The 25,830-nt window shown below is 62.9% G+C and carries 30 protein-coding genes and 1 tRNA gene; all 31 read left to right on the top strand.

The window, feature by feature from the left end; translation table 11 throughout:
- On the top strand, nucleotides 1–858 hold the full coding sequence (locus tag H7A85_RS03980) for a 3-deoxy-manno-octulosonate cytidylyltransferase (RefSeq protein WP_182084612.1): 858 nt from the start codon (nucleotides 1–3) through the stop codon (nucleotides 856–858).
- 51 nt (nucleotides 859–909) lie between these two features.
- Nucleotides 910–985 (top strand) — tRNA-Trp (locus tag H7A85_RS03975).
- Between the two features lie 134 nt (nucleotides 986–1,119).
- Nucleotides 1,120–1,320, top strand: coding sequence for a preprotein translocase subunit SecE (gene secE, locus H7A85_RS03970; protein ID WP_182084611.1), 201 nt, complete (start codon nucleotides 1,120–1,122; stop codon nucleotides 1,318–1,320).
- A 31-nt stretch (nucleotides 1,321–1,351) separates the two neighbouring features.
- Nucleotides 1,352–1,882, top strand: a complete 531-nt coding sequence (nusG, locus tag H7A85_RS03965; RefSeq protein WP_182084610.1) for a transcription termination/antitermination protein NusG — start codon at nucleotides 1,352–1,354, stop codon at nucleotides 1,880–1,882.
- A gap of 142 nt (nucleotides 1,883–2,024) precedes the next feature.
- Entirely contained in the window at nucleotides 2,025–2,453 is a 429-nt protein-coding gene (rplK, locus tag H7A85_RS03960) for a 50S ribosomal protein L11 (RefSeq protein WP_182084609.1), read from the top strand.
- Nucleotides 2,454–2,458: 5 nt separating this feature from the next.
- Nucleotides 2,459–3,160, top strand: coding sequence for a 50S ribosomal protein L1 (gene rplA, locus H7A85_RS03955; protein WP_182084608.1), 702 nt, complete (start codon nucleotides 2,459–2,461; stop codon nucleotides 3,158–3,160).
- Between the two features lie 367 nt (nucleotides 3,161–3,527).
- Entirely contained in the window at nucleotides 3,528–4,046 is a 519-nt protein-coding gene (rplJ, locus tag H7A85_RS03950; RefSeq protein WP_182084607.1) for a 50S ribosomal protein L10, read from the top strand.
- A 51-nt stretch (nucleotides 4,047–4,097) separates the two neighbouring features.
- Nucleotides 4,098–4,475: a 50S ribosomal protein L7/L12 gene (gene rplL, locus H7A85_RS03945; protein WP_182084606.1), complete on the top strand. Its 378-nt coding sequence runs from the start codon at nucleotides 4,098–4,100 to the stop codon at nucleotides 4,473–4,475.
- Nucleotides 4,476–4,757: 282 nt separating this feature from the next.
- Nucleotides 4,758–8,912: a DNA-directed RNA polymerase subunit beta gene (gene rpoB, locus H7A85_RS03940; RefSeq protein ID WP_182084605.1), complete on the top strand. Its 4,155-nt coding sequence runs from the start codon at nucleotides 4,758–4,760 to the stop codon at nucleotides 8,910–8,912.
- A gap of 137 nt (nucleotides 8,913–9,049) precedes the next feature.
- The gene (gene rpoC / locus H7A85_RS03935) at nucleotides 9,050–13,249 is read left to right on the top strand and encodes a DNA-directed RNA polymerase subunit beta' (protein WP_182084604.1); all 4,200 of its coding nucleotides are present in this window, start codon (nucleotides 9,050–9,052) and stop codon (nucleotides 13,247–13,249) included.
- Between the two features lie 366 nt (nucleotides 13,250–13,615).
- Entirely contained in the window at nucleotides 13,616–13,987 is a 372-nt protein-coding gene (rpsL, locus tag H7A85_RS03930; RefSeq protein ID WP_019998957.1) for a 30S ribosomal protein S12, read from the top strand.
- Between the two features lie 33 nt (nucleotides 13,988–14,020).
- Nucleotides 14,021–14,491 carry a 30S ribosomal protein S7 gene (gene rpsG / locus H7A85_RS03925; protein WP_182084603.1) on the top strand — a complete coding sequence of 157 codons (471 nt, stop codon included), beginning with the start codon at nucleotides 14,021–14,023 and terminating at the stop codon, nucleotides 14,489–14,491.
- 27 nt (nucleotides 14,492–14,518) lie between these two features.
- Nucleotides 14,519–16,609: an elongation factor G gene (gene fusA, locus H7A85_RS03920; protein ID WP_182084602.1), complete on the top strand. Its 2,091-nt coding sequence runs from the start codon at nucleotides 14,519–14,521 to the stop codon at nucleotides 16,607–16,609.
- Between the two features lie 64 nt (nucleotides 16,610–16,673).
- Nucleotides 16,674–17,849 (top strand): elongation factor Tu, encoded by a 1,176-nt coding sequence (gene tuf, locus H7A85_RS03915; RefSeq protein WP_182084601.1) that lies wholly within the window; start codon nucleotides 16,674–16,676, stop codon nucleotides 17,847–17,849.
- A 163-nt stretch (nucleotides 17,850–18,012) separates the two neighbouring features.
- Complete coding sequence (gene rpsJ, locus H7A85_RS03910; protein ID WP_006205468.1) at nucleotides 18,013–18,321, top strand: 30S ribosomal protein S10; 309 nt, start codon at nucleotides 18,013–18,015, stop codon at nucleotides 18,319–18,321.
- A gap of 63 nt (nucleotides 18,322–18,384) precedes the next feature.
- Nucleotides 18,385–19,101 (top strand): 50S ribosomal protein L3, encoded by a 717-nt coding sequence (rplC, locus tag H7A85_RS03905; RefSeq protein WP_182084600.1) that lies wholly within the window; start codon nucleotides 18,385–18,387, stop codon nucleotides 19,099–19,101.
- Nucleotides 19,101–19,718: a 50S ribosomal protein L4 gene (rplD, locus tag H7A85_RS03900; protein WP_182084599.1), complete on the top strand. Its 618-nt coding sequence runs from the start codon at nucleotides 19,101–19,103 to the stop codon at nucleotides 19,716–19,718. The genes rplC and rplD overlap by 1 nt, the downstream gene beginning before the upstream one ends.
- The gene (locus H7A85_RS03895) at nucleotides 19,715–20,008 is read left to right on the top strand and encodes a 50S ribosomal protein L23 (RefSeq protein ID WP_182084598.1); all 294 of its coding nucleotides are present in this window, start codon (nucleotides 19,715–19,717) and stop codon (nucleotides 20,006–20,008) included. Before rplD ends, H7A85_RS03895 begins: the two co-directional genes overlap by 4 nt.
- Nucleotides 20,009–20,033: 25 nt before the next feature.
- Nucleotides 20,034–20,870: a 50S ribosomal protein L2 gene (gene rplB / locus H7A85_RS03890; RefSeq protein WP_182084597.1), complete on the top strand. Its 837-nt coding sequence runs from the start codon at nucleotides 20,034–20,036 to the stop codon at nucleotides 20,868–20,870.
- A 12-nt stretch (nucleotides 20,871–20,882) separates the two neighbouring features.
- The gene (rpsS, locus tag H7A85_RS03885; protein ID WP_061936381.1) at nucleotides 20,883–21,161 is read left to right on the top strand and encodes a 30S ribosomal protein S19; all 279 of its coding nucleotides are present in this window, start codon (nucleotides 20,883–20,885) and stop codon (nucleotides 21,159–21,161) included.
- 2 nt (nucleotides 21,162–21,163) lie between these two features.
- On the top strand, nucleotides 21,164–21,550 hold the full coding sequence (gene rplV / locus H7A85_RS03880; protein ID WP_182084596.1) for a 50S ribosomal protein L22: 387 nt from the start codon (nucleotides 21,164–21,166) through the stop codon (nucleotides 21,548–21,550).
- Nucleotides 21,550–22,275 carry a 30S ribosomal protein S3 gene (gene rpsC / locus H7A85_RS03875; RefSeq protein ID WP_182084595.1) on the top strand — a complete coding sequence of 242 codons (726 nt, stop codon included), beginning with the start codon at nucleotides 21,550–21,552 and terminating at the stop codon, nucleotides 22,273–22,275. Before rplV ends, rpsC begins: the two co-directional genes overlap by 1 nt.
- 26 nt (nucleotides 22,276–22,301) lie before the next feature.
- A complete protein-coding gene (gene rplP / locus H7A85_RS03870) occupies nucleotides 22,302–22,715 on the top strand; it encodes a 50S ribosomal protein L16 (RefSeq protein ID WP_182084594.1) in 414 nt (137 codons plus the stop codon).
- Between the two features lie 12 nt (nucleotides 22,716–22,727).
- The gene (gene rpmC, locus H7A85_RS03865) at nucleotides 22,728–22,928 is read left to right on the top strand and encodes a 50S ribosomal protein L29 (RefSeq protein ID WP_182084593.1); all 201 of its coding nucleotides are present in this window, start codon (nucleotides 22,728–22,730) and stop codon (nucleotides 22,926–22,928) included.
- Between the two features lie 12 nt (nucleotides 22,929–22,940).
- Entirely contained in the window at nucleotides 22,941–23,186 is a 246-nt protein-coding gene (rpsQ, locus tag H7A85_RS03860; RefSeq protein ID WP_182084592.1) for a 30S ribosomal protein S17, read from the top strand.
- Between the two features lie 67 nt (nucleotides 23,187–23,253).
- Nucleotides 23,254–23,622: a 50S ribosomal protein L14 gene (gene rplN / locus H7A85_RS03855; protein ID WP_056504767.1), complete on the top strand. Its 369-nt coding sequence runs from the start codon at nucleotides 23,254–23,256 to the stop codon at nucleotides 23,620–23,622.
- 12 nt (nucleotides 23,623–23,634) lie between these two features.
- Nucleotides 23,635–23,958 (top strand): 50S ribosomal protein L24, encoded by a 324-nt coding sequence (rplX, locus tag H7A85_RS03850; RefSeq protein WP_182084591.1) that lies wholly within the window; start codon nucleotides 23,635–23,637, stop codon nucleotides 23,956–23,958.
- Nucleotides 23,951–24,508, top strand: coding sequence for a 50S ribosomal protein L5 (gene rplE / locus H7A85_RS03845; protein ID WP_182084590.1), 558 nt, complete (start codon nucleotides 23,951–23,953; stop codon nucleotides 24,506–24,508). Before rplX ends, rplE begins: the two co-directional genes overlap by 8 nt.
- Before the next feature lie 21 nt (nucleotides 24,509–24,529).
- Complete coding sequence (rpsN, locus tag H7A85_RS03840; RefSeq protein WP_182084589.1) at nucleotides 24,530–24,835, top strand: 30S ribosomal protein S14; 306 nt, start codon at nucleotides 24,530–24,532, stop codon at nucleotides 24,833–24,835.
- 12 nt (nucleotides 24,836–24,847) lie between these two features.
- Nucleotides 24,848–25,246 (top strand): 30S ribosomal protein S8, encoded by a 399-nt coding sequence (rpsH, locus tag H7A85_RS03835; RefSeq protein WP_182084588.1) that lies wholly within the window; start codon nucleotides 24,848–24,850, stop codon nucleotides 25,244–25,246.
- A 44-nt stretch (nucleotides 25,247–25,290) separates the two neighbouring features.
- The gene (rplF, locus tag H7A85_RS03830; RefSeq protein WP_182084587.1) at nucleotides 25,291–25,824 is read left to right on the top strand and encodes a 50S ribosomal protein L6; all 534 of its coding nucleotides are present in this window, start codon (nucleotides 25,291–25,293) and stop codon (nucleotides 25,822–25,824) included.
- Nucleotides 25,825–25,830: the final 6 nt, after the last annotated feature.

The raw sequence follows: 25,830 nt of genomic DNA, 5'->3' as shown, positions 1-25,830 counted from the left end.
TTGGGCGGCGCTCTTCCGCAAGGTGCAGCCGGGGAGGCGAGCAATGCCTGGCGCGCGTTCTTCGCGCGCTACGAGACGATCGTTCTCGTCGCCAACAGCGACGCCGTTCGCATCGATGAGCTGCGTCGCGCCTTCGGCGAGCGCACGCTCTTCGTCTTCTTCAATAAGGTCTACAAGGTTCTCGCGGAGCCGTTCGACGGAGAGTGCGTTCTCGTCGCGCGCTCGAGCCCCGCTGGCGCCAACATCGTTTACCGGCGCGAGGTGGACGACGTCCTGCGGCTCGTCCGCTCACCGGCGTTTCGCGGCATCGTCAATCTGCGTGCCGGCACGCACGAGCGCTTCAGTTCCGTGGAGGAATTCGGCGGAGCGACGGATATCGGCCACCTAGATCTGGCGCCGACGATGGCGGGGTTCTATCCGTCGGGTCAGGTGGCGACGAGCGGTTTTGCTCTGGCCGTCTTCCTTGCCGAACTGGACTTGTCGTCGCGCATCGTGCTGGCAGGTTTTACGGCTCGGCGTAGCAAGCGCTGGAAGCTCTTCGCCGATCACGACTGGACTTTCGAGCAGATCGTTCAGCGCCTGCTTCTTCGCGGCGGCCGGCTTCATACCGCCGGACCCATGCCGGACGATCTGTTTCGTAACGTCACGCAGCGCTTTCCAGAGTTGACCAGTGGCGATGTCGCCGTCGTCGCCGGCGAAGTGCTGGCCGAGCGGCTCGACGGCGCGAATTCCGCGATCGACGACCTTCTGCGCACCACGCGGCCGCAGCGGCGCATCGGCGACTGGGTGCGCTCGCTCAAGCCGAAGACGCGCAAGGCGAAGCTGGCCGAACGCGAAACGGGAAAGGGGCGGGGATAGTGCTTGCCAAACGCGATCGGGCGGATTATTCGGACTGACGCTTCGGCGCGTAGGGGTATAGCTCAGTTGGTAGAGCGGCGGTCTCCAAAACCGCAGGCCGTAGGTTCGAGCCCTACTGCCCCTGCCATGGAACGTCTCCTCAATTAGTCCAGTCCTTTCCCCTTGTGAATCACACAGGGTCCGGTTATGTAGTCTTTAACAGACACGTGGCGCGTGGGGCTGGTTGGCCAGCCTTTGCGTGCCCGCTGCCGTGAGCGGTGCATGGCCTCCAAGACGAATCCTTTTACGTTCATCCAGCAGGTGCGGACCGAAGTCGCCAAGGTGACATGGCCGACACGGCGCGAAACGCTGATTTCGACGATCATGGTGTTCATCATGGTCGCGTTCGCGGCGACGTTCCTTTTCGTCGCCGATCAGCTGATCGCCTATGTGATCGGCTACATCATGGGCGGCGGTCGCTGATCGTCGATCGCTGGGTAGAAGCAGGAATTTCATGACCGCTCGCTGGTACATCGTCCACGCCTACTCGAATTTCGAGAAGAAGGTCGCGGAGTCGATCGAGGAGCAGGCCCGCCAGAAGGGTCTGTCGGAGAAGTTCGAGAAGATCCTCGTGCCGACCGAGAAGGTGGTCGAGGTTCGTCGCGGTCGCAAGGTGGATTCGGAGCGCAAGTTCTTTCCGGGCTACGTCCTGGTGAAGGCCGAGCTGACCGATCAGGTGTTCTCGCTCATCAAGAACACGCCGAAGGTGACCGGCTTCCTTGGGCCCGACAATCGTCCGGTTCCCATTTCGGAAGCCGAAGCGAACCAGATCCTGAGCCAGGTTCAGGAAGGCGTCGAGCGGCCGAAGGCGACCGTTCTGTTCGATGTGGGCGAGCAGGTTCGCGTGTCGGACGGTCCGTTCGCATCCTTCAACGGCGTGGTCCAGGAAGTCGATCAGGAGCGCGCTCGCCTCAAGGTCGAGGTTTCCATCTTCGGGCGTGCGACGCCCGTCGATCTCGAATTCGGTCAGGTCGAGAAGGTCTGATCGCAAGGGCGGTTCGCCGCCCGCATCGTGCGGAAGGGGACTGCGGCTGAAGCCGGCCGCAAGAGATCCGTACCGCACTCCTGCGTGGTCGCTCCGGCGACCGAACGGCCGGCTCGCCGGTCCAACATGAAGGCAGAAGCTTATGGCTAAGAAAGTAGCAGGCCAGCTCAAGCTCCAGGTCAAGGCCGGCTCGGCGACTCCGTCGCCCCCGATCGGTCCGGCGCTGGGTCAGCGCGGCATCAACATCATGGAGTTCTGCAAGGCGTTCAACGCGCAGACCCAGGAGATGGAAAAGGGATCGCCCGTTCCGGTCGTGATTACCTACTACGTCGACAAGTCGTTCACCTTCCAGATGAAGACGGCTCCGGTCAGCTTCTTCCTGAAGAAGGCGGCGGGCCTGACTGGCGGCTCCAAGGAGCCCGGCAAGGTCAAGGCCGGCTCGGTGACGTCCGCGCAGGTGCGCGAGATCGCCGAGAAGAAGATGAAGGACCTGAACGCGAACGACGTCGATGCGGCGATGGCGATGGTGATGGGCTCCGCCCGTTCCATGGGCCTGGAAGTGGTGGGCTGAAGACCATGGCGAAGATTGGCAAGCGCATCACGAAGGCTCGCGAGGGCATCGACCGCGAGAAGCTCTACGACCTGTCCGAGGCCGTGTCGCTTCTGAAGGATCGTGCGTCGGCGAAGTTCGACGAGACGATCGAAGTCGCGATGAATCTCGGCGTCGATCCACGCCATGCGGACCAGATGGTTCGCGGCGTCGTCAACCTGCCGAACGGTACGGGCCGCACGGTTCGCGTGGCGGTGTTCGCGCGCGGCGACAAGGCCGAAGAGGCGAAGGCGGCCGGTGCCGACATCGTCGGCGCGGAAGACCTCGTCGAGAAGGTGCAAGGCGGTCAGATCGACTTCGATCGCGCCATCGCGACGCCGGACATGATGGGCCTCGTCGGACGTCTGGGCAAGGTACTCGGGCCCCGCGGCCTGATGCCGAACCCGCGCGTCGGCACGGTGACGCCGGATGTCGCAGCAGCGGTCAAGGCCTCGAAGGGCGGCGCCGTCGAGTTCCGCGTCGAGAAGGCCGGTATCGTCCACGCCGGCGTCGGCAAGGCCTCCTTCGGCGCCGATGCGCTGCTCGAGAACATCCGTGCCTTTGCGGATGCGGTCCAGAAGGCCAAGCCTTCCGGCGCCAAGGGCAACTACGTCCAACGCGTCGCGGTGTCCTCGACGATGGGTCCGGGCATCAAGATCGATCCCGCCACGGTTCGCGCGGGCGAGTGATTTGCATTCGGGAGGTCGCGGACTTATGTCCGCGATCTTCCCACAGTTTCGCGTCGCTTCGGCAGCGCGGAAAGGACGAGAGCTTCGCGGCTCTCGTCTTCCTGTCCGAGATTGCGGGCGAGGAAGCGCTTTTCGAAGCGTTTCGTCTTAATCGCCAAGCCCGCATGAGACGGGGAAAGATCCGATTTCGTCGACCGCAAGGTCGAGACCCTCGGTTCGAACCTCTGAATGCCTTGTGCCGACTGCCGGTTCCGTCATGGATCCCAGAAGCCAAGGGGACAGGATCCTCGAGCGTCGTCCGATCCGTCGGGCGGCAAACGGCAACCGGAATGCAGCCGAAAGGGTGCGTTCCAACTGGAGAGTGGCAGTGGACAGAGCGGAAAAGCGCGAGTTCGTCACGGAGCTGAACGAGACCTTCAAGGCCTCGGGCGCGATCGTGGTGGCTCGTTACGCCGGTCTCACCGTCGCGCAGATGAACGACCTCCGGTCGAAGATGCGCGCGCAGGGTGGCACCGTCAAAGTCGCGAAGAACCGCCTCGCCCAAATCGCTCTTCAAGGCACGGACGCCGAGACGATCTCGGAATTGTTTCAGGGCCAGACCCTGATCGCCTATTCCAACGATCCGATCGCGGCACCGAAGGTGGCCAACGACTTCGCCAAGGGCAACGACAAGCTCGTGATCCTCGGCGGCGCCATGGGCACCACCGCTCTCGATGCGGAAGGGGTGAAGGCTTTGGCCGCCCTTCCGTCGCTCGACGAACTGCGCGGAAAGCTGCTGGGCATGATCCAGACCCCGGCTACCCGCATCGCAGGCGTCGTGGCGGCACCTGCGGCTCAGCTCGCACGTGTGTTCGCGGCATATGCCAAGAAGGACGAAGCGGCGTGAGGCTCGTTCCTCAGCTTATTCAGAACATTCGAACCTTAAGGGAATACTACCATGGCTGATCTCGCTAAGATCGTTGATGACCTGTCGAGCCTGACCGTCCTCGAGGCGGCCGAGCTTTCGAAGCTGCTCGAAGAGAAGTGGGGCGTTTCCGCCGCTGCTCCGGTTGCCGTTGCGGCTGCCGGCGGTGCGGGTGCCGCGGCTCCGGCCGAGGAAGAGAAGACCGAGTTCGACGTGATCCTCGCCGAAGCCGGCGCGAACAAGATCAACGTCATCAAGGAAGTCCGTGCGATCACGGGCCTCGGCCTCAAGGAAGCCAAGGACCTCGTCGACGGCGCTCCGAAGCCGGTCAAGGAAGCCGTGTCGAAGGACGAGGCCGCCAAGATCAAGGACCAGCTCGAGAAGGCTGGCGCGAAGGTCGACGTCAAGTAAGACGGCCTTCGGGCGTCTTGCAGTCAAGTCTGGTGGGCGGGACGGCAGTTTGCCGTTCCGCCTTCCGTGCTCGGATCGAAGGCCGCATATCATGCGGTGCCGATCCGGGGTCCTTGTCTCCCGATATCCCGTGCGTGTGGGGACATCGGGAGACGTGGGCAGGCCGCTCCGGCGGCCCCCTGGCGGACCCGCCTCCGTTCGCGGCGGACGCGGATTGTCCTCGCCCGAGGACATGAAATTCGAGCCCTCCGGTCAAGGGCAGTACGAGAGCAAGGAGCGACGATGTCTCAGACGACGACGTTTAGCGGTCGCAGGCGGGTGCGCAAGTTCTTCGGGTCGATTCCCGAAGTCGCCGAAATGCCGAACCTCATCGAGGTTCAGAAGGCTTCCTACGATCAGTTCCTGATGGTGGACGAGCCGGAAGGCGGGCGCCCGGACGAGGGCCTCCAGTCGGTTTTCCGCTCCGTGTTCCCGATCTCCGACTTCTCCGGCCATTCCATGCTGGAGTTCGTGAAGTACGAGTTCGAACAGCCGAAGTTCGACGTGGACGAGTGCCGGCAGCGCGACATGACCTTCGCCGCGCCGCTCAAGGTCACGTTGCGCCTCATCGTGTTCGATGTCGACGAGGATACCGGCTCGAAGTCCATCAAGGACATCAAGGAGCAGGATGTCTACATGGGCGACATGCCGCTCATGACGTCCAACGGCACGTTCATCGTGAACGGCACCGAGCGCGTGATCGTCTCGCAGATGCACCGTTCGCCGGGCGTGTTCTTCGATCACGACAAGGGCAAGTCGCATTCGTCGGGCAAGCTTCTGTTCGCCGCGCGCGTGATCCCGTATCGCGGCTCGTGGCTCGACATCGAGTTCGACGCCAAGGACGTCGTCTTCGCGCGCATCGACCGCCGCCGCAAGCTGCCGGTGACCTCGCTTCTGATGGCGCTCGGCATGGACGGCGAGGAAATCCTCTCGACGTTCTACAACATCATTTCCTTCGCTAAGGACAAGAACGGCTGGCGCGTACCGTTCTCGGTGGAGCGCGTTCGCGGCCAGAAGGCCCTGACCGACCTCATCGACGCGGACTCGGGCGAAGTGCTGGTGGAAGCCGGCAAGAAGATCACGGCGCGTCAGGCTCGCCAGATCAAGGAGAAGGGCGTCGTTGCCCTTCGCGCCACCGAGGAAGATCTCTACGGCAACTACCTCGCCGAGGATATCGTCAACTACCAGACGGGCGAGGTTTATCTCGAGGCCGGTGACGAGATCGACGAGAAGACGCTGAAGGTCCTGCTCGACGCCGGGCACGAGGAGTTCTCGGTTCTCGACATCGACCACGTGACGGTCGGTGCCTATATCCGCAACACGCTGGCGGCCGACAAGAACGAGAACCGCCAGGACGCGCTGTTCGACATCTACCGCGTGATGCGGCCCGGTGAGCCGCCGACCATGGAAACCGCGGAAGCGATGTTCCAGTCGCTGTTCTTCGATGCGGAGCGCTACGATCTGTCGGCCGTCGGCCGCGTCAAGATGAATATGCGTCTCGACGTGTCCGCCGAGGACACCGTGCGCGTTCTGCGCAAGGAGGACATCCTCGCCGTCGTCAAGACGCTGGTGGATCTGCGCGACGGCAAGGGCGAGATCGACGACATCGACAATCTCGGCAACCGCCGGGTGCGCTCGGTCGGCGAACTCATGGAGAACCAGTACCGCGTCGGTCTGCTCCGCATGGAGCGGGCGATCAAGGAGCGCATGTCGTCGGTCGAGATCGACACCGTCATGCCGCAGGATCTGATCAACGCCAAGCCGGCGGCCGCCGCCGTGCGCGAGTTCTTCGGCTCCTCGCAGCTGTCGCAGTTCATGGACCAGACCAACCCGCTCTCCGAGATCACGCACAAGCGTCGCCTTTCGGCGCTCGGCCCCGGTGGTTTGACGCGTGAGCGCGCCGGCTTCGAAGTGCGCGACGTGCATCCGACGCACTACGGCCGCATCTGTCCGATCGAGACGCCGGAAGGCCCGAACATCGGTCTGATCAACTCGCTTGCGACCTTCGCGCGCGTCAACAAGTACGGGTTCATCGAGAGCCCTTACCGTCGCATCATCGACGGTAAGGTGACGAACGACGTCGTCTACCTGTCGGCCATGGAAGAGGCCAAGCACCACGTCGCGCAGGCGAACGCGGTGCTGACGGACGACGGCAGCTTCGCCGAAGACCTCGTGATCTGCCGCCACTCGGGCGACGTCATCATGACGCCGCGCGAGAACGTCGATCTCATGGACGTTTCGCCCAAGCAGCTCGTGTCGGTCGCGGCCGCGCTCATCCCTTTCCTCGAGAACGACGACGCGAACCGCGCTCTCATGGGCTCGAACATGCAGCGTCAGGCCGTGCCGCTGGTGCGCGCCGAGGCTCCGTTCGTCGGCACCGGCATGGAACCGGTGGTAGCGCGCGACTCGGGCGCGGCGATCGGCGCCCGCCGCACGGGCATCGTCGACCAAGTGGACGCGACGCGTATCGTCATCCGCGCGACCGAGGATCTGGAAACGGGTCGTTCGGGCGTCGACATCTACCGCCTGATGAAGTTCCAGCGCTCCAACCAGAACACCTGCATCAACCAGCGCCCGCTGGTCGCCGTGGGTGACCGGGTGCGCAAGGGGGACATCATCGCTGATGGTCCGTCGACGGACTTGGGCGATCTGGCTCTCGGCCGCAACGTTCTCGTCGCGTTCATGCCGTGGAACGGCTACAACTACGAGGACTCTATCCTCCTGTCCGAGCGCATCGTCGCCGATGATGTCTTCACCTCGATCCACATCGAGGAGTTCGAGGTCATGGCGCGCGATACCAAGCTCGGTCCCGAGGAAATCACGCGCGACATTCCGAACGTTTCGGAAGAAGCGCTGAAGAACCTCGACGAAGCCGGCATCGTCTATATCGGCGCGGAAGTGCAGCCGGGCGACATCCTGGTCGGCAAGATCACGCCGAAGGGCGAGTCGCCGATGACGCCGGAGGAGAAACTCCTTCGCGCCATCTTCGGCGAAAAGGCTTCGGACGTTCGCGATACGTCGAACCGTATGCCTCCGGGCACCTACGGTACGGTCGTCGAAGTGCGCGTGTTCAATCGACATGGCGTCGAGAAGGACGAGCGCGCGATGGCGATCGAGCGCGAGGAGATCGAGCGCCTCGCCAAGGACCGAGACGACGAGCAGGCGATCCTCGATCGCAACGTTTACGGACGTCTGGTCGAACTCCTGTCCGGCAAGCCGGCGATAGCGGGGCCGAAGGGCTTCCGCAAGGGCTCCGAGCTTTCGGCCGAAGCGATGAACGAGTATCCCCGCTCGCAGTGGTGGATGTTCGCCGTCGAGGACGAGAAGCTGCAGGGCGAGCTCGAAGGGCTGCGTCAGGTCTACGACGACTCCAAGAAGCTCTTGGAAGCGCGCTTCATGGACAAGGTCGAGAAGGTCCAGCGCGGCGACGAACTGCCTCCGGGCGTCATGAAGCAGGTCAAGGTCTTCGTCGCCGTCAAGCGCAAGATCCAGCCGGGCGATAAGATGGCCGGTCGTCACGGCAATAAGGGCGTCGTTTCGCGCATCGTGCCCGTCGAGGACATGCCGTTCAACGAGGACGGCACGCACGTCGACATCGTGCTCAATCCGCTCGGCGTGCCTTCGCGCATGAATGTCGGGCAGATCCTCGAGACGCATCTTGGCTGGGCCTGCGCCGGCATGGGCCGAAAGATCGGCGACATGCTGGAAGCCTATCAGCAGAGCCGCGACGTGCAGCCGCTGCGCCAGGAGATCGCAGGTCTCTTGGGAGACAGCGACCGGAACGAGCGCGTCGCGAATTATGACGACGATTCGGTTCTGACGCTGGCCAAGCAGATGAAGCGCGGTGTCTCGATCGCGACGCCGGTCTTCGACGGCGCAGTCGAGCATGACATCGTCGAGATGCTGGAGAAGGCCGGTCTCAACGGTTCGGGTCAGGTGACGCTCTACGACGGGCGCACCGGTGAGGCGTTCGATCGTCAGGTGACCGTCGGCTACATCTACATGTTGAAGCTGCACCATCTGGTGGACGACAAGATCCACGCCCGTTCGATCGGCCCCTACTCGCTGGTCACCCAGCAGCCGCTCGGCGGCAAGGCGCAGTTCGGCGGACAGCGCTTCGGCGAGATGGAGGTCTGGGCGCTGGAAGCGTACGGTGCCGCCTACACGTTGCAGGAAATGCTGACGGTGAAGTCGGACGACGTCGCGGGCCGCACCAAGGTCTACGAGTCGATCGTTCGCGGCGACGACGCGTTCGAGTCGGGCATCCCGGAGAGCTTCAATGTTCTCGTCAAGGAAATGCGCTCGCTCGGCCTCGACGTCGATCTGTCGCAGTCCGTGCCCGACCAGCTTCCCTCGAGCGCCGGCCCGCTGCAGGGTCTGCCCGACGCGGCCGAATAGGCCGCCACGCAAACGCCGCCTTGCGCGGCCATGGTAGGCGCTCCATCTGAGGGCGCCGATCGGACTTTGCGGATGATCTTGGCACCGGCTCCGCCCGGCGCGTTGAGGGGCATGCGGCCCCAAAAGGAGACAGCACCATGAATCAAGAGGTCATGAATCTCTTCAATCCTCAGGTGCAGGCACAGACGTTCGATTCGATCCGGATCTCGTTGGCGAGCCCGGAGAAGATTCTTTCGTGGTCGTTCGGCGAGATCAAGAAGCCGGAGACGATCAACTATCGTACCTTCAAGCCGGAGCGCGACGGCCTGTTCTGCGCGCGGATCTTCGGCCCGATCAAGGACTACGAATGCTTGTGCGGCAAGTACAAGCGCATGAAGTACAAGGGCATCATCTGCGAGAAGTGCGGCGTCGAGGTTACGCTTTCACGCGTTCGGCGCGAGCGCATGGGCCATATCGAGCTGGCAGCGCCTGTCGCTCACATCTGGTTCCTGAAGTCGCTGCCGAGCCGCATCGGCACGCTGCTCGACATGACGCTGAAGGATATCGAGCGCGTCCTCTACTTCGAGAACTACATCGTCACCGAGCCCGGCCTCACCGCGCTGAAGGAGCACCAGCTCCTGTCGGAAGAGGAGTACATGATCGCCATCGACGAGTATGGCGAGGACAGCTTCACGGCGCTGATCGGCGCCGAGGCGATCCAGGAGCTCCTCGGTTCGATGGAGCTTGAGCGGATCGCGGGCGACCTGCGCGAGGAACTGGCGACCACGACGTCGGATCTGAAGCAGAAGAAGCTGATGAAGCGGCTTAAGATCGTCGAGAACTTCCTTGAGTCGGGCAACCGACCCGAGTGGATGATCATGAGCGTCATCCCGGTCATCCCGCCGGACCTGCGCCCGCTCGTCCCGCTGGACGGCGGCCGCTTCGCGACGTCGGATCTGAACGATCTGTATCGCCGCGTGATCAACCGCAACAACCGCCTGAAGCGCCTGATCGAGCTTCGCGCGCCCGGCATCATCATCCGCAACGAGAAGCGCATGCTTCAGGAAGCGGTGGATGCGCTGTTCGACAACGGCCGTCGCGGCCGCGTCATCACGGGCGCCAATAAGCGCCCGCTGAAGTCGCTGTCCGATATGCTGAAGGGCAAGCAGGGCCGCTTCCGGCAGAACCTCTTGGGCAAGCGCGTCGACTATTCCGGTCGTTCGGTGATCGTGACGGGGCCCGAGCTGAAGCTGCACCAGTGCGGCTTGCCGAAGAAGATGGCGCTCGAACTCTTCAAGCCGTTCATCTACGCGCGCCTCGACGCCAAGGGCTTCTCCTCCACGGTGAAGCAGGCGAAGAAGCTCGTCGAGAAGGAGCGTCCGGAGGTTTGGGACATCCTCGACGAGGTGATCCGCGAGCATCCGGTGCTCTTGAACCGCGCGCCGACGCTGCACCGCCTGGGCATCCAGGCGTTCGAGCCGACGCTGATCGAAGGCAAGGCGATCCAGCTTCATCCGCTGGTCTGCACGGCCTTCAACGCGGACTTCGACGGCGATCAGATGGCGGTGCACGTGCCGCTGTCGATCGAGGCGCAGCTCGAAGCACGCGTCCTGATGATGTCGACCAACAACATCCTGCATCCCGCGAACGGCCAGCCGATCATCGTGCCGTCGCAGGATATGGTGCTCGGGCTCTACTACCTCTCGATCATGAACGAGAACGAGCCGGGGCAGGGGATGGCGTTCTCCGACATAGGCGAGATGGAGCAGGCGCTGTTCACCAAGGCGGTGACGCTGCATACGAAGATCAAGGGCCGCTTCAAGACGGTGGACGCCGACGGCAACCCCGTGTCGAAGATCTACGAGACGACGCCGGGACGCATGCTGATCGCGCAGCTTCTGCCGAAGACGCACAAGATCCCGTTCGACATCGCCAACGACCTGATGACGAAGAAGAATATCTCGCGTCTGATCGACCAAGTGTATCGTCACTGCGGCCAGAAGGACACGGTGATCTTCTGCGACCGCATCATGCAGCTGGGCTTCAAGCACGCTTGCATCGCCGGCATTTCCTTCGGCAAGGATGACATGGTCATCCCGGAGACGAAGCCGAAGATGATCGGCGAGACGCAGGCGCTCGCGAAGGAATACGAGCAGCAGTACAACGACGGCCTCATCACGCAGGGCGAGAAGTACAACAAGGTGGTCGACGCCTGGGCCAAGTGCACGGACAAGATCGCCGAAGAGATGATGGGCCGCATCAAGGCGGTCGAGTTCAATCCGGAAACGGGTCGGCAGAAGCCGATGAACTCGATCTACATGATGTCGCACTCCGGTGCGCGCGGCTCGCCCACGCAGATGCGTCAGCTTGGCGCCATGCGCGGCCTGATGACCAAGCCGTCCGGCGAGATCATCGAGACGCCGATCATCTCGAACTTCAAGGAAGGCCTGACGGTTCTTGAGTACTTCAACTCGACCCACGGCGCCCGGAAGGGCCTCGCGGACACGGCGCTGAAGACCGCGAACTCGGGCTACCTGACGCGTCGTCTCGTCGACGTGGCGCAGGACTGCATCATCACGCAGCCCGATTGCGGCACCGAGAACGGCCTGACGATGCAGCCCATCGTCGATGCTGGTCAGATCGTGGCGACGCTCGGACAGCGCATTCTCGGCCGTACGGCACTGGAGGACATTCTCCACCCGGCGACCGGCGACGTCCTGGTGAAGGGCGGCGTAACGGTCGAGGAGAAGGACGTCGAGGTGATCGAGAAGGCGGGCGTCCAGTCCGTCAAGATCCGCTCGGCCCTGACCTGCGAGATCCGCACCGGTATCTGCGCCGTCTGCTACGGCCGGGATCTGGCGCGCGGCACGCCCGTCAACATGGGCGAAGCCGTCGGCGTCATCGCGGCTCAGTCGATCGGCGAGCCGGGCACGCAGCTCACCATGCGCACGTTCCACATGGGCGGCACGGCGCAGGTGGTCGATCAGTCGTTCCTGGAAGCGTCCTATGAGGGCACGGTCCAGATCCGCAACCGCAACGTGGTGCGCGATTCCGAAGGGCGTCTCGTCGCGATGGGTCGCAACATGGCGGTGCTGATCCTCGACCCGTCCGGCAAGGAGCGCGCGTCGCACCGCGTCACCTACGGCAGCCGCATCTTCGTGGACGACGGCGATCAGGTTCGTCGTGGCCAGCGTATCGCGGAATGGGATCCGTACACCCGTCCGGTTCTCACCGAGCTCGACGGCACGATCGAGTTCGAGGATCTGGTCGAGGGTCTTTCGGTCTCCGAGCAGGCCGACGAGTCGACCGGCATCACCAAGCGGCAGGTCATCGACTGGCGTGCGAACCCGCGTGGTTCCGACCTGAAGCCCGCGATCGTCATTCGTGCGGCGGACGGCTCGGTGGCCAAGCTGGCTCGCGGTACGGACGCTCGCTACTTCCTGTCGGTAGACGCGATCCTTTCGGTCGAGCCGGGCGCGAAGATCCGGGCTGGCGACGTCCTTTCGCGTATTCCGATGGAGTCCGCGAAGACCAAGGACATCACGGGCGGTCTGCCGCGCGTGGCCGAACTGTTCGAGGCTCGCAAGCCGAAGGACAATGCGGTCATCGCGGAGATCGACGGCACGGTGAAGTTCGGCCGCGACTACAAGAACAAGCGCCGCATCATCATCGAGCCGCATGAGGATGGCGTCGAGGCCGTGGAATACCTGATCCCGAAGGGCAAGCCGTTCCATCTCCAGGAAGGCGACGTCATCGAGAAGGGCGACCACATCCTCGACGGCAATCCGGCACCGCACGACATCCTGGCCATCCGGGGCGTCGAGGCGCTGGCGAGCTACCTCGTGAACGAGATCCAGGAAGTCTATCGTCTCCAGGGCGTTCTCATCAACGACAAGCACATCGAGGTGATCGTTCGCCAGATGCTGCAGAAGGTCGAGATCGTCGAGTCGGGTGATAGCGGCTACATTCCCGGCGACCATGTCGATCGGATCGAGCTGGCCGAGATCAACGAGCGTCTGGAAGAAGAGGGCAAGAAGCCGGCCTCCGGCAACCCGGTCCTCCTCGGCATCACCAAGGCCTCGCTGCAGACGCCGAGCTTCATCTCGGCGGCGTCCTTCCAGGAAACCACGCGCGTCCTCACCGAGGCGGCGGTGGCCGGCAAGATGGATACGCTGCAGGGCCTCAAGGAAAACGTCATCGTCGGTCGCCTCATCCCGGCCGGTACGGGCGGCATGATGACCCAGGTTCGCCGTATCGCGACCTCGCGCGACGACCTGATCCTCGATGATCGCCGCAAGACGTCCAACGTCGCCGCGGCCGATCGGATGCTGACGGATCTGTCCAGCGCCGCCGAGTAAGCGCTGGATACGAAATAGGGGAGGGCCGCTTTCGGGCGGCCCTTTTCATTTGCGCATACTGCTCCATAGCCGACAGGCTGGGGTTGACCTGCGAGGACAGAATCGTTAAACACCCGCCAACAGAGCCGATGTGAGGCATCGCTTTTTCGTCGCCACGATGAGAACCAGCGCTTCAAACAAGGCTTCGTTCAACGAGACGTACATCGCTAGTCGCATGATCGCGGTTTTGCCCGTGATCCTCTGCCTCGTCCCGGCCAGATCTCTCACAGAATGAGATCGATGGCCGGTTTCTTGTATGAGCCGATGGCTTGTCGGGTCGATGTGCCGAGCGTTTCGAACCGAGATTTGAAGAGAAGGAAGGTTGGAATGCCGACCATCAACCAGTTGATCCGGAAGCCCCGCGTCCGCCCGAGCGAACGCAACACCGTTCCGGCGCTCCAGGCCAATCCGCAGAAGCGCGGCGTTTGCACCCGTGTCTACACCACGACCCCGAAGAAGCCGAACTCGGCTCTTCGTAAGGTCGCCAAGGTGCGCCTCGTCAATGGCTTCGAGGTCATCGGCTACATTCCGGGCGAGGGGCATAACCTTCAGGAACACTCCGTGGTGATGATCCGCGGCGGCCGCGTGAAGGATCTTCCGGGCGTTCGCTACCACATCATCCGCGGCGTTCTCGATACGCAGGGCGTGAAGGATCGTCGCCAGCGTCGTTCGAAGTACGGCGCGAAGCGTCCGAAGTAATTCGCAGACCGTTCGAGATTGAGAGACTAAAAAATGTCCCGTCGTCACTCTGCAGAAAAGCGCGAGATCAACCCGGATCCGAAGTTCGGTGATCTTGTCGTCACGAAGTTCATGAACGCCGTCATGTACGACGGCAAGAAGTCCGTCGCCGAGCGCATCGTTTACGGCGCCTTCGACGTCATGAACGAGAAGACCCGTCAGGACGCGATCGCGATCTTCCATCAGGCGCTCGACAACGTCGCGCCGCATGTCGAAGTCCGTTCGCGCCGCGTCGGCGGCGCCACCTATCAGGTGCCGGTCGACGTCCGCCCCGAGCGCCGTCAGGCTCTCGCCATCCGTTGGCTCATCACGGCCGCCCGCAACCGCAACGAGACCACCATGGTGGACCGTCTGTCGGGCGAGCTTATGGATGCCGCCAACAACCGCGGCACCGCGGTGAAGAAGCGCGAAGACACGCACCGCATGGCGGAAGCGAACCGCGCGTTCTCGCACTACCGCTGGTAAGCCCACTCGTTCGAAAGGCGACGCCCCATGGCCCGCGAATATAAGATCGAAGACTACCGCAATTTCGGCATCATGGCCCACATCGATGCCGGCAAGACCACCACGACCGAGCGTATCCTCTACTACACCGGCAAGTCCCACAAGATCGGCGAAGTCCACGACGGCGCCGCGACCATGGACTGGATGGAGCAGGAGCAGGAGCGCGGCATTACGATCACGTCCGCTGCGACCACCACCTTCTGGGAAGGTCGCGACGGTAAGAAGCGTCGTTTCAATATCATCGACACCCCGGGACACGTCGACTTCACGATCGAGGTCGAGCGCAGCTTGCGCGTGCTCGACGGTGCGATCGCGCTTCTCGACGCGAATGCTGGCGTGGAGCCGCAGACGGAGACCGTCTGGCGCCAGGCCGACAAGTATCACGTGCCGCGCATGATGTTCGTCAACAAGATGGACAAGACCGGCGCCGACTTCTACCGCTGTGTCGAGATGGTGAAGACGCGTCTCGGTGCGAAGCCGATCGTCGTCCAGCTGCCGATCGGCGCCGAGAACGAGTTCAAGGGCGTCGTCGATCTCATCGAGATGAACGCGCTCGTGTGGCGTGACGAAAGCCTCGGCGCGAAGTGGGACGTGGTCGAGATCCCCGCCGATCTCGTGGACCGCGCCAACGAATACCGCGAGCAAATGATCGAGACGGCCGTCGAGGTCGACGAGGCGGCGATGGAAGCCTACCTCGAGGGCAACATGCCCGACAACGATCAGCTTCGTGCGCTGATCCGCAAGGGCACCTGCGAGGTGACCTTCACGCCGATCTTCTGCGGCTCGGCCTTCAAGAACAAGGGCGTGCAGCCACTTCTTGACGGCGTCGTCGAGTTCCTGCCGTCGCCCGTCGATGTCCCCGCCATCAAGGGTATCGATCCGAAGACCGAGGGTGAGACCACCCGCGTGTCGTCGGACGAAGAGCCTCTGTCGATGCTCGCGTTCAAGATCATGAACGATCCGTTCGTCGGTTCGCTCACCTTCTGCCGCATCTACTCCGGCAAGCTCTCCAAGGGTACCGGCGTCCAGAACACGGTAAAGGAGAAGAAGGAGCGCATCGGGCGTATGCTGCAGATGCACTCCAACTCGCGCGAGGACATCGAAGAGGCCTATGCCGGCGACATCGTCGCTCTGGCTGGCCTCAAGGAAGTCACCACGGGTGACACGCTCTGCGATCCGCTGAAGCCGGTCATCCTCGAGCGCATGGAATTCCCCGATCCGGTCATCGAGATCGCGATCGAGCCGAAGACCAAGGGCGACCAGGAAAAGATGGGCCTCGCGCTCAATCGCCTCGCTGCCGAAGATCCTTCGTTTCGCGTTAAGACGGACGAGGAGTCGGGGCAGACGATCATCGCCGGCATGGGCGAGCTTCACCTCGACATTCTTGTCGATCGCATGAAGCGCGAGTTCAAGGTCGAGGCGAACATCGGCGCTCCGCAGGTGGCCTACCGCGAGACGATCACGCGTGGTGCCGACGTCGACTACACGCACAAGAAGCAGACCGGTGGTACGGGCCAGTTCGCCCGCATCAAGATCCATATCGAGCCGGGCGAGGCCACGACGGGCTTCGTGTTCGAGTCGAAGATCATCGGCGGCGCGGTTCCGAAGGAATACATCCCGGGTGTCCAGAAGGGCATCCAGTCGGTGATGACTTCTGGTCCTCTGGCGGGCTTCCCGATGGTGGACATCAAGGCCGAGCTCCTCGACGGCGCCTACCACGATGTCGACTCGTCGGTTCTTGCCTTCGAAATCGCCTCGCGCGCCGGTTTCCGCGAAGCCATCCAGAAGGCCGGTCCGAAGCTCCTCGAGCCGATCATGAAGGTCGAGGTCGTGACACCGGAAGATTACGTCGGTGACGTGATCGGCGATCTGAACTCGCGTCGCGGTCAGATCCAGGGCACGGAAGCTCGCGGTATCGCGACGGTCGTGAACGCGATGGTGCCTCTGGCGAACATGTTCGGCTACGTGAACACGCTTCGCTCGATGAGCCAGGGCCGCGCGCAGTACACGATGCAGTTCGACCACTACGAGCAGGTTCCGAACCAGGTCGCGGAAGAAATCCAGAAGAAGTACGCCTGAGGCCTTCCGGCCTCGGCACACCCCTCTGAAGCCCGTTTGGGCGAATTGAATTGGAGAGCCTATCATGGCGAAATCGAAATTCGAGCGTACGAAGCCGCATGTGAACATCGGGACGATTGGTCACGTTGATCACGGGAAGACGTCGCTGACGGCGGCGATCACGAAGTACTTCGGCGAGTTCCGTGCGTACGACCAGATCGACGCGGCGCCGGAGGAGAAGGCGCGCGGCATCACGATCTCGACGGCGCATGTGGAGTACGAGACGGAAGCGCGTCACTACGCCCACGTCGACTGCCCCGGGCACGCCGACTACGTGAAGAACATGATCACGGGCGCAGCGCAGATGGACGGGGCGATTCTCGTTTGTTCGGCGGCCGACGGCCCGATGCCGCAGACGCGCGAGCACATCCTTCTGGCCCGTCAGGTCGGCGTTCCCGCGATCGTGGTGTTCCTGAACAAGGTGGACCAGGTCGACGACGCCGAGCTTCTGGAGCTCGTCGAGCTCGAGGTTCGCGAGCTTCTGTCCTCCTACGACTTCCCGGGCGACGACATTCCGATCGTCAAGGGTTCGGCGCTGGCCGCGCTCGAGGATTCGGACAAGACGATCGGCGAGGACGCGGTGCGTCAGCTGATGAAGGAAGTGGACGCCTACATCCCGACGCCGGAGCGTCCGATCGACCAGCCGTTCCTGATGCCGATCGAGGACGTGTTCTCGATCTCGGGCCGCGGCACGGTGGTGACGGGCCGTGTGGAGCGCGGCATCGTGAAGGTGGGCGAGGAAGTCGAGATCGTCGGCATCCGCGACAACAAGAAGACGACGGTGACGGGCGTCGAGATGTTCCGCAAGCTTCTGGACCAGGGCCAGGCGGGCGACAACATCGGGGCTCTCGTTCGCGGCGTGGACCGTGAAGGCGTGGAGCGCGGTCAGGTTCTGTGCAAGCCGGGTTCGGTGAAGCCGCACACGCGCTTCATGGCGGAAGCCTACATCCTGACGAAGGAAGAGGGTGGCCGTCATACGCCGTTCTTCACGAACTACCGTCCGCAGTTCTACTTCCGCACGACGGACGTGACGGGCGTGGTCACGCTTCCCGAGGGCACCGAGATGGTGATGCCGGGCGACAACGTGACGATGGACGTCAAGCTGATCGTTCCGATCGCGATGGAAGAGAAGCTGCGCTTCGCCATCCGCGAGGGCGGCCGCACCGTCGGCGCCGGCATCGTGGCGTCCATCGTCGAGTAAATATCGACTTCGGAGCGCGACGGGACTAGCCGTCGCGCTCCGATGGCCTTATAGGCCGGTTCAAGCGCCCTTCCATGGGCGTTTTGTTTCAAGTGGATGAAGACTGTTTAGCGCTCGGAAAGCGCCGGATCTCCGGCATGGCTCCGACGAGAGGACGAATGCAATGAACGGCCAGAATATCCGCATCCGCCTGAAGGCGTTCGACCACCGAGTCCTCGATGCCTCCACCCGCGAGATCGTATCGACGGCAAAGCGTACTGGCGCGAATGTGCGCGGGCCGATCCCGCTGCCGACGCGCATCGAGAAGTTTACGGTGAACCGCTCGCCGCACGTGGACAAGAAGTCCCGGGAGCAGTTCGAGATGCGCACCCACAAGCGCCTCCTGGATATCGTGGATCCCACCCCGCAGACGGTGGATGCACTGATGAAGCTCGACCTCGCCGCAGGCGTCGACGTCGAGATCAAGCTCTAACGAGCGACCATGAGCCGACCGGGTGGATAAGCCCCTAAGGCTCCTCTGAAGGAAGAACGACATATGCGTTCAGGTGTCATTGCACAGAAAGTCGGCATGACCCGCATCTACAACGATGCCGGGGAACATGTGCCGGTGACGGTTTTGAAGATCGAGAACCTCCAGGTCGTCGGTCAGCGGACCCAGGAAAAGAACGGCTACACAGCCGTGCAGCTCGGCGTCGGGCTTGCCAAGGTGAAGAACACGTCGAAGGCCCTTCGCGGTGTCTTCGCACAGGCCTCCGTCGAGCCCAAGCGCAAGGTCGCCGAGTTCCGTGTTTCCGAGGACAACCTCGTGGACGTCGGCGCCGAGATCACCGCCGAGCACTTCGTCGCCGGTCAGCTGGTGGACGTCACCGGCACCTCGATTGGTAAGGGCTTCGCGGGCGTCATGAAGCGCCATAACTTCGGCGGTCTTCGCGCCACGCACGGTGTTTCGGTTTCGCACCGCTCGCACGGTTCGACCGGTCAGCGCCAGGATCCGGGCAAGGTCTTCAAGAACAAGAAGATGGCTGGCCACATGGGTCAGACCCGCGTGACCACGCAGAATCTCGAAGTCGTCCGCACGGACGCCGAGAAGGGTCTCCTCCTGATCCGCGGCGCGGTTCCGGGTTCCAAGGGCGGCTGGATCTACGTGCGCGACGCCGTGAAGGCGAAGCTGCCCGAGAACGCGCCCAAGCCGGCGGCACTTCGCCAGGCTGCCAACAACGGCGCTTCGGCCGCTTCCGAGGGAGCTGAGTAATGGATATCGCAATCAAGACCCTTGCCGGCGGCGACGCCGGGTCGGTCACCCTCGCCGACGAGATCTTCGGCCTCGAGCCGCGCGAAGACATTCTGCAGCGCATGGTTCGCTACCAGCTTGCCAAGCGTCAGCAGGGCACGCACCAGACACTTGGCCGCGCCGAGATCGCTCGCACGGGTGCCAAGCTCTACAAGCAGAAGGGCACCGGTCGCGCCCGTCACGGTTCGGCTCGCGCTCCGCAGTTCCGCGGCGGTGGCAAGGCCCACGGCCCGGTGTCGCGTAGCCATGCTCACGATCTGCCGAAGAAGCTCCGCGCGCTGGCTCTGCGTCACGCTCTTTCGTCCAAGGCGAAGTCCGGCGGCCTGATCGTCGTCGACGACCTGGTGTCGGAAGGCAAGACCAAGGCTGTGGTGGCACAGTTCGCGGGCCTCGGCCTGACGAACGCGCTGATCATCGGCGGTGCGCAGCTCAACGAGAACTTCGCTCGTTCGGCTCGCAACATTCCGAACATCGACGTTCTGCCCATTCAGGGCATCAACGTTTACGACATCCTGCGCCGTCAGACGCTTGTCCTGTCGAAGGCTGCCGTCGAGGCTCTCGAGGAGCGCTTCAAATGAGCGACCTGCGCCATTACGACGTCATCACCAGCCCGGTCATCACCGAGAAGTCGACGCTGGTTTCCGAGTTCAATCAAGTGATCTTCAACGTAGCGAAGACCGCCACAAAGCCGCAGATCAAGGCGGCCGTGGAGTCCTTGTTCGGCGTCAAGGTCACGGCCGTCAACACCCTCGTCCGCAAGGGCAAGGTGCGGCGGTTCCGCGGTCGTCCGGGCCGTCAAAGCGATCAGAAGAAGGCGATCGTGACGCTGGCCGAAGGCCAGTCCATCGACGTCTCGACCGGTCTCTGACGGCTGGCTGCGAGGATAGAAGATCATGGCACTGAAAAACTTCAAGCCGGTCACCCCAAGCACCCGTCAGCTGGTGCTCGTCGACCGCTCCGCACTCTGGAAGGGCAAGCCGGTCAAGCAGTTGACCGAAGGCCTGACGCAGAAGGGCGGCCGCAACAACACCGGTCGCATCACAGCCCGCTACCAGGGCGGTGGTCACAAGCGCACCTACCGCATCATCGACTTCAAGCGTCGCAAGCTGGACGTCGTCGGAACGGTTGAGCGTCTCGAGTACGATCCGAACCGTACCGCCTTCATCGCGCTGATCCGCTACGAGGACGGCGAGGTTGCCTACATCCTGGCGCCGCAGCGTCTGGCCGCCGGCGACAAGATCGTCGCGGGCCTCAGCGGCGTCGATGTCAAGCCGGGCAACGCGATGCCGCTTTCGGCGATGCCGGTCGGCACCATCATCCACAATGTGGAGATGAAGCCGATGAAGGGCGGCCAGATCGCTCGTTCGGCTGGCGCCTACGCGCAGCTCGTCGGTCGCGATCAGGGCATGGCGATCCTTCGCCTGAACTCGGGCGAGCAGCGCCTCGTTTCGGGTTCGTGCTTTGCGACGGTCGGTGCCGTGTCCAACCCGGACCACGGCAACATCAACCTCGGCAAGGCCGGTCGCTCGGTCTGGCTCGGGCGTCGCCCGCACGTTCGCGGCGTCGCGATGAACCCGGTCGATCACCCGCACGGTGGTGGTGAAGGTCGCACCTCGGGTGGCCGTCATCCGGTCACGCCCTGGGGCAAGCCGACGAAGGGCAAGCGCACGCGCCAGAACAAGGCGACCGACAAGTTCATTGCGCGCTCGCGCCATCAGCGCAAGAAGTAAGGGAAACACTCCATGACACGTTCAGTCTGGAAAGGTCCGTTCGTTGATGGCTACCTGCTGAAGAAGGCCGAAAAGGTCCGCTCCGGCGGTCGCAACGAAGTCATCAAGATCTGGAGCCGTCGTTCCACGATCCTGCCGCAGTTCGTCGGTCTGACGTTCGGCGTCTACAACGGCAACAAGCACATCCCGGTCTCGGTCAACGAGGACATGGTCGGACATAAGTTCGGCGAATTCTCCCCGACCCGCACCTATTACGGCCACGGCGCCGACAAGAAGGCGAAGAGGAAGTAACAATGGGCAAGGCCAAGGCCGAGCGCGCGCTGAAGGACAACGAGGCGAAAGCAGTCGCCCGTACGATCCGCGTCAGCCCGCAGAAACTGAACCTCGTCGCTCAGCTGATCCGCGGCAAGAAGGTCGATCGCGCGCTTGCCGATCTGACGTTCTCGCGCAAGCGGATCGCCGAGACGGTGAAGAAGACGCTGGAAAGTGCCATCGCGAACGCCGAGAACAATCACGATCTCGACGTCGACGCCCTGGTCGTCGCCGAGGCGTTCGTCGGCAAGTCGATCACCATGAAGCGTTTCCACGCTCGTGGTCGTGGTCGTGCAAGCCGCGTGGAGAAGCCGTTCTCGCACCTCACGATCATCGTGCGCGAGAAGGCCGAAGAGGAGGCTGCATAATGGGTCAGAAAGTCAATCCGATCGGTTTGCGCCTCGGCATCAACCGCACCTGGGATTCGCGTTGGTTCGCGAATACCGGTGAGTACGGTCAGCTGCTCCACGAGGATCTTGCGATCCGCAAGTACCTCCTGAACGAGCTGAAGCAGGCGGCGGTCTCCAAGATCGTCATCGAGCGTCCGCACAAGAAGTGCCGGATCTCGATCCACTCGGCGCGCCCGGGTATCGTGATCGGCAAGAAGGGTGCGGACATCGAGAAGCTTCGCAAGAAGCTCTCCGCGATGACCAACGCCGAGACGCACATCAACATCGTCGAGGTCCGCAAGCCCGAGACGGACGCCACGCTGGTCGCTCAGTCGATCGCGCAGCAGCTGGAGCGTCGTATCGCGTTCCGTCGCGCCATGAAGCGTGCCGTTCAGTCGGCGATGCGCCTCGGCGCGGAAGGCATCCGCATCAATTGCGGCGGTCGTCTGGGCGGTGCGGAAATTGCCCGTATGGAATGGTACCGCGAGGGCCGCGTTCCCCTGCATACGCTGCGTGCGGATGTTGACTATGGAACGGCGGAAGCCCATACGGCGTACGGCGTTTGCGGCGTGAAGGTCTGGATCTTCAAGGGCGAGATCCTTGAGCACGATCCGATGGCTTCGGAGCGTCGTGCGGTCGAGGGTGACGCGTCGGGCAGCGGTAGCGGCAATCGGCGTCGCGAGCGCGATCGCGAGCACGCCTGATAGGCGAAGTTCTGGAGTAGATTGAGATGTTGCAACCAAAGCGAACCAAATTCCGGAAGGCGTTCAAGGGACGCATTCACGGAAACGCTAAGGGCGGCTCGTTGCTCAGCTTCGGGACCTTCGGCCTCAAGGCCCTGGAACCCGAGCGGGTGACGGCTCGCCAGATCGAGGCGGCTCGCCGCGCGATCACGCGTCAGATGAAGCGCCAGGGGCGTGTCTGGATCCGGATCTTCCCGGATCTTCCGGTCACGGCCAAGCCGACCGAAGTGCGTATGGGTAAGGGTAAGGGCGCGATCGAGTACTGGGCGGCCCGCGTCGCTCCGGGCCGCATCATGTTCGAGATCGACGGTGTGGCCGAGGACGTCGCCCGCGAGGCGCTTCGTCTGGGTGCTGCCAAGCTGCCGATCCGTACCCGTTTCATCCAGCGCATCGCTGAGTAAGGGGAAGTTTCCATGAAAGCCTCCGATCTCACCACGAAGACGCAGGACGAGCTCACGAGCGAGCTTGGCAAGCTGAAGAAGGAGCAGTTCAACCTGCGCTTCCAGCGCGCCACCGGCCAGCTCGAGAACACGTCGCGCGTCAAGGAAGTCCGCCGCGACATCGCCCGGATCAAGACCATTGCCCGCCAGAAGGCCGGCACGGCCAAGGCCTGAAGGTAGTCAACTATGCCGAAACGCGTTTTGCAGGGGACCGTGGTCTCCGATAAGAATGACAAGACGGTCGTCGTGCTCGTGGAGCGTCGCTTCACGCATCCGCTCTTCAAGAAGACCGTTCGTCGGTCCAAGAAGTACAAGGCGCACGACGAGTCCAACCAGTACAAGGTCGGCGACACCGTCTCCATCGAGGAGACCAAGCCGATCTCGAAGGACAAGACTTGGATCGTCGTCGCCTCCACGGCTTCGGCTCAGTGAATAACAGGTCGGGTGCAGCGCATGATCCTGCGCTCCCCGACTGCTCGTGATTTGAAGGCGGCCTGACATGATTCAGATGCAAACAAACCTCGACGTGGCGGACAATTCCGGCGCACGTCGTGTCATGTGCATCAAGGTGCTGGGCGGCTCGAAGCGGAAGTATGCCTCGGTGGGCGACATCATCGTCGTTTCCATCAAGGAGGCCATTCCGCGCGGCCGCGTGAAGAAGGGTGACGTGATGAAGGCGGTCGTGGTTCGCACGGCCAAGGACATTCGTCGCGCGGACGGCTCCGTGATCCGCTTCGACCGCAACGCTGCGGTCCTGATCGACAACAAGAAGGAGCCGGTGGGTACGCGTATCTTCGGTCCCGTGCCGCGCGAGCTGCGTGGTCGGAACCACATGAAGATCATTTCCCTGGCGCCGGAAGTTCTGTAAGGAGCCGGATCGATGCAGAAGATCAAGAAAGGCGACAACGTCGTCGTGTTGGCCGGCAAGGACAAGGGGCGTACCGGCAAGGTGCTCCAGGTCATCCCGAAGGAAGAGCGCGCGCTCGTCCAGGGCGTCAATCTGGTGAAGCGTCACCAGAAGCAGACGGCCAGCCAGGAAGCCGGAATCGTTTCGAAGGAAGCGACCATCCACCTCTCGAACCTCTCGGTCGCCGACCCGAAGGATGGCAAGCCGACCCGCGTCGGTTTCAAGGTTGTCGGCGAAGGCGAGAGCGCGAAGAAGGTGCGTTTCGCCAAGCGTTCCGGAGAACAGATCGATGGCTGAGACCAGCTATACGCCTCGGCTGAAAGGCGTCTACAACAGTGAGATCCGCAAGGCGCTCCTCGAGCAGTTCAACTACTCGAACGAGATGCAGGTCCCGCGCCTCGATAAGATCGTGATCAACATGGGCGTTGGTGAAGCCACCGGCGACTCGAAGAAGCCCACGGTTGCGGCGGAAGATCTGGCGAAGATCGCCGGTCAGAAGCCTGTCATCACCCGCGCCCGCAACTCGATCGCCGGGTTCAAGGTGCGCGAGAACATGCCGATCGGCGCGAAGGTCACCCTTCGCAAGGACCGGATGTACGAGTTCGTGGATCGCCTGGTGCAGATCGCTCTGCCCCGCGTGCGCGACTTCCGCGGCCTCAACCCCAAGAGCTTCGACGGCCGTGGCAATTTCGCCATGGGTCTGAAGGAGCACATCGTGTTCCCCGAAATCAACTACGACAAGGTTGATCAGATGTGGGGCATGGACATCATCGTGTGTACGACGGCGAAGACCGACGACGAAGCTCGGGCCCTTTTGAAGGCGCTCAACTTCCCGTTCCGCCAGTAACGGCAGGCGAAAGGATAGATTATGGCCAAGAAGAGCGCCATCGAGAAGAACAAGCGCCGGCAGAAGCTGGTTGCGAAGTATGCGGCCAAGCGCGAAGCGCTGAAGGCTGTGACGACCAATCAGGAAGCCACGATGGAGGAGCGCTTCCGCGCTCAGCTCCAGCTCGCCGAGCTTCCCCGCAACTCCGCGAAGGTGCGCGTGCGCAACCGTTGCGAGGTGACCGGTCGTCCGCGCGCCTACTATCGCAAGCTCAAGATGAGCCGTATCGCGCTTCGTGACCTCGGCAACTCGGGGCAGGTCCCCGGCGTCGTCAAGTCGAGCTGGTAAGGAGGCTGAATCATGGCACTTTCCGATCCCCTCGGCGATATGCTGACCCGCATCCGCAACGCTACGATGCGGAGCAAGTCCACCGTCGCGACTCCGGCCTCCAAGCTGCGTGCCCGCGTGCTCGACGTCCTGAAGGACGAGGGCTACATCCGCGGGTACACGGAGACAAAGTTCGAGAACGGCACGGCCGAGTTCAACATCGAGCTCAAGTACTACGAGGGCGCTCCGGTCATCCGCGAGATCGCCCGCGTTTCCAAGCCGGGCCGCCGCGTCTACGTGTCGGCGAAGACCATTCCTCATGTCGCCAACGGGCTGGGCATCTCGGTGCTCTCCACTCCTAAGGGTGTCATGGCGGATCACGCCGCTCGCGAACAGAACGTCGGTGGCGAGATTCTCTGCCGCGTCTTCTGACGCGGCATCGAGAAGTCTCGAACGACAAACGGACAGGGTCTACGATGTCACGTATTGGCAAGAAGCCCGTCGCCGTTCCGAGCGGTGTCACCGCCTCGGTCGACGGTCAGACGGTCCGGGCTAAGGGCCCGAAGGGCGAGCTTTCCTTCGTCGTCAACGACGAAGTGCTGGTCAAGCTGGAAGACGGATCGATCAAGGTCGATCCGCGAGACGAATCGAAGGCTGCGCGCTCGAAGTGGGGCATGTCCCGCACGATGATCGTGAACATCCTTTCAGGCGTGAAGGACGGTTTCGAGAAGCGTCTCGAAATCAGCGGCGTCGGCTACCGTGCGGCCATGCAGGGGAAGAACCTCCAGCTGGCTCTCGGTTTCAGCCACGACGTCGTTTATCAGGTGCCGGAAGGTATCCAGATTGCAGTCCCGCGTCCGACGGAAATCGTGGTGACCGGGATCGACAAGCAGCAGGTCGGCCAGGTTGCGGCGGAGATCCGCGAGTATCGCGGTCCCGAGCCCTACAAGGGCAAGGGCGTGAAGTACGCGGGCGAGAAGATCGTCCGTAAGGAAGGCAAGAAGAAGTAAGGTCCG

Source organism: Aureimonas sp. ME7, from assembly GCF_903970965.1.
In the GTDB taxonomy this organism is placed as follows: domain Bacteria; phylum Pseudomonadota; class Alphaproteobacteria; order Rhizobiales; family Rhizobiaceae; genus Aureimonas.
The sequence above is the reverse complement of the archived record's forward strand: the minus strand, read 5'-3'. Positions and strand labels throughout refer to the sequence as shown.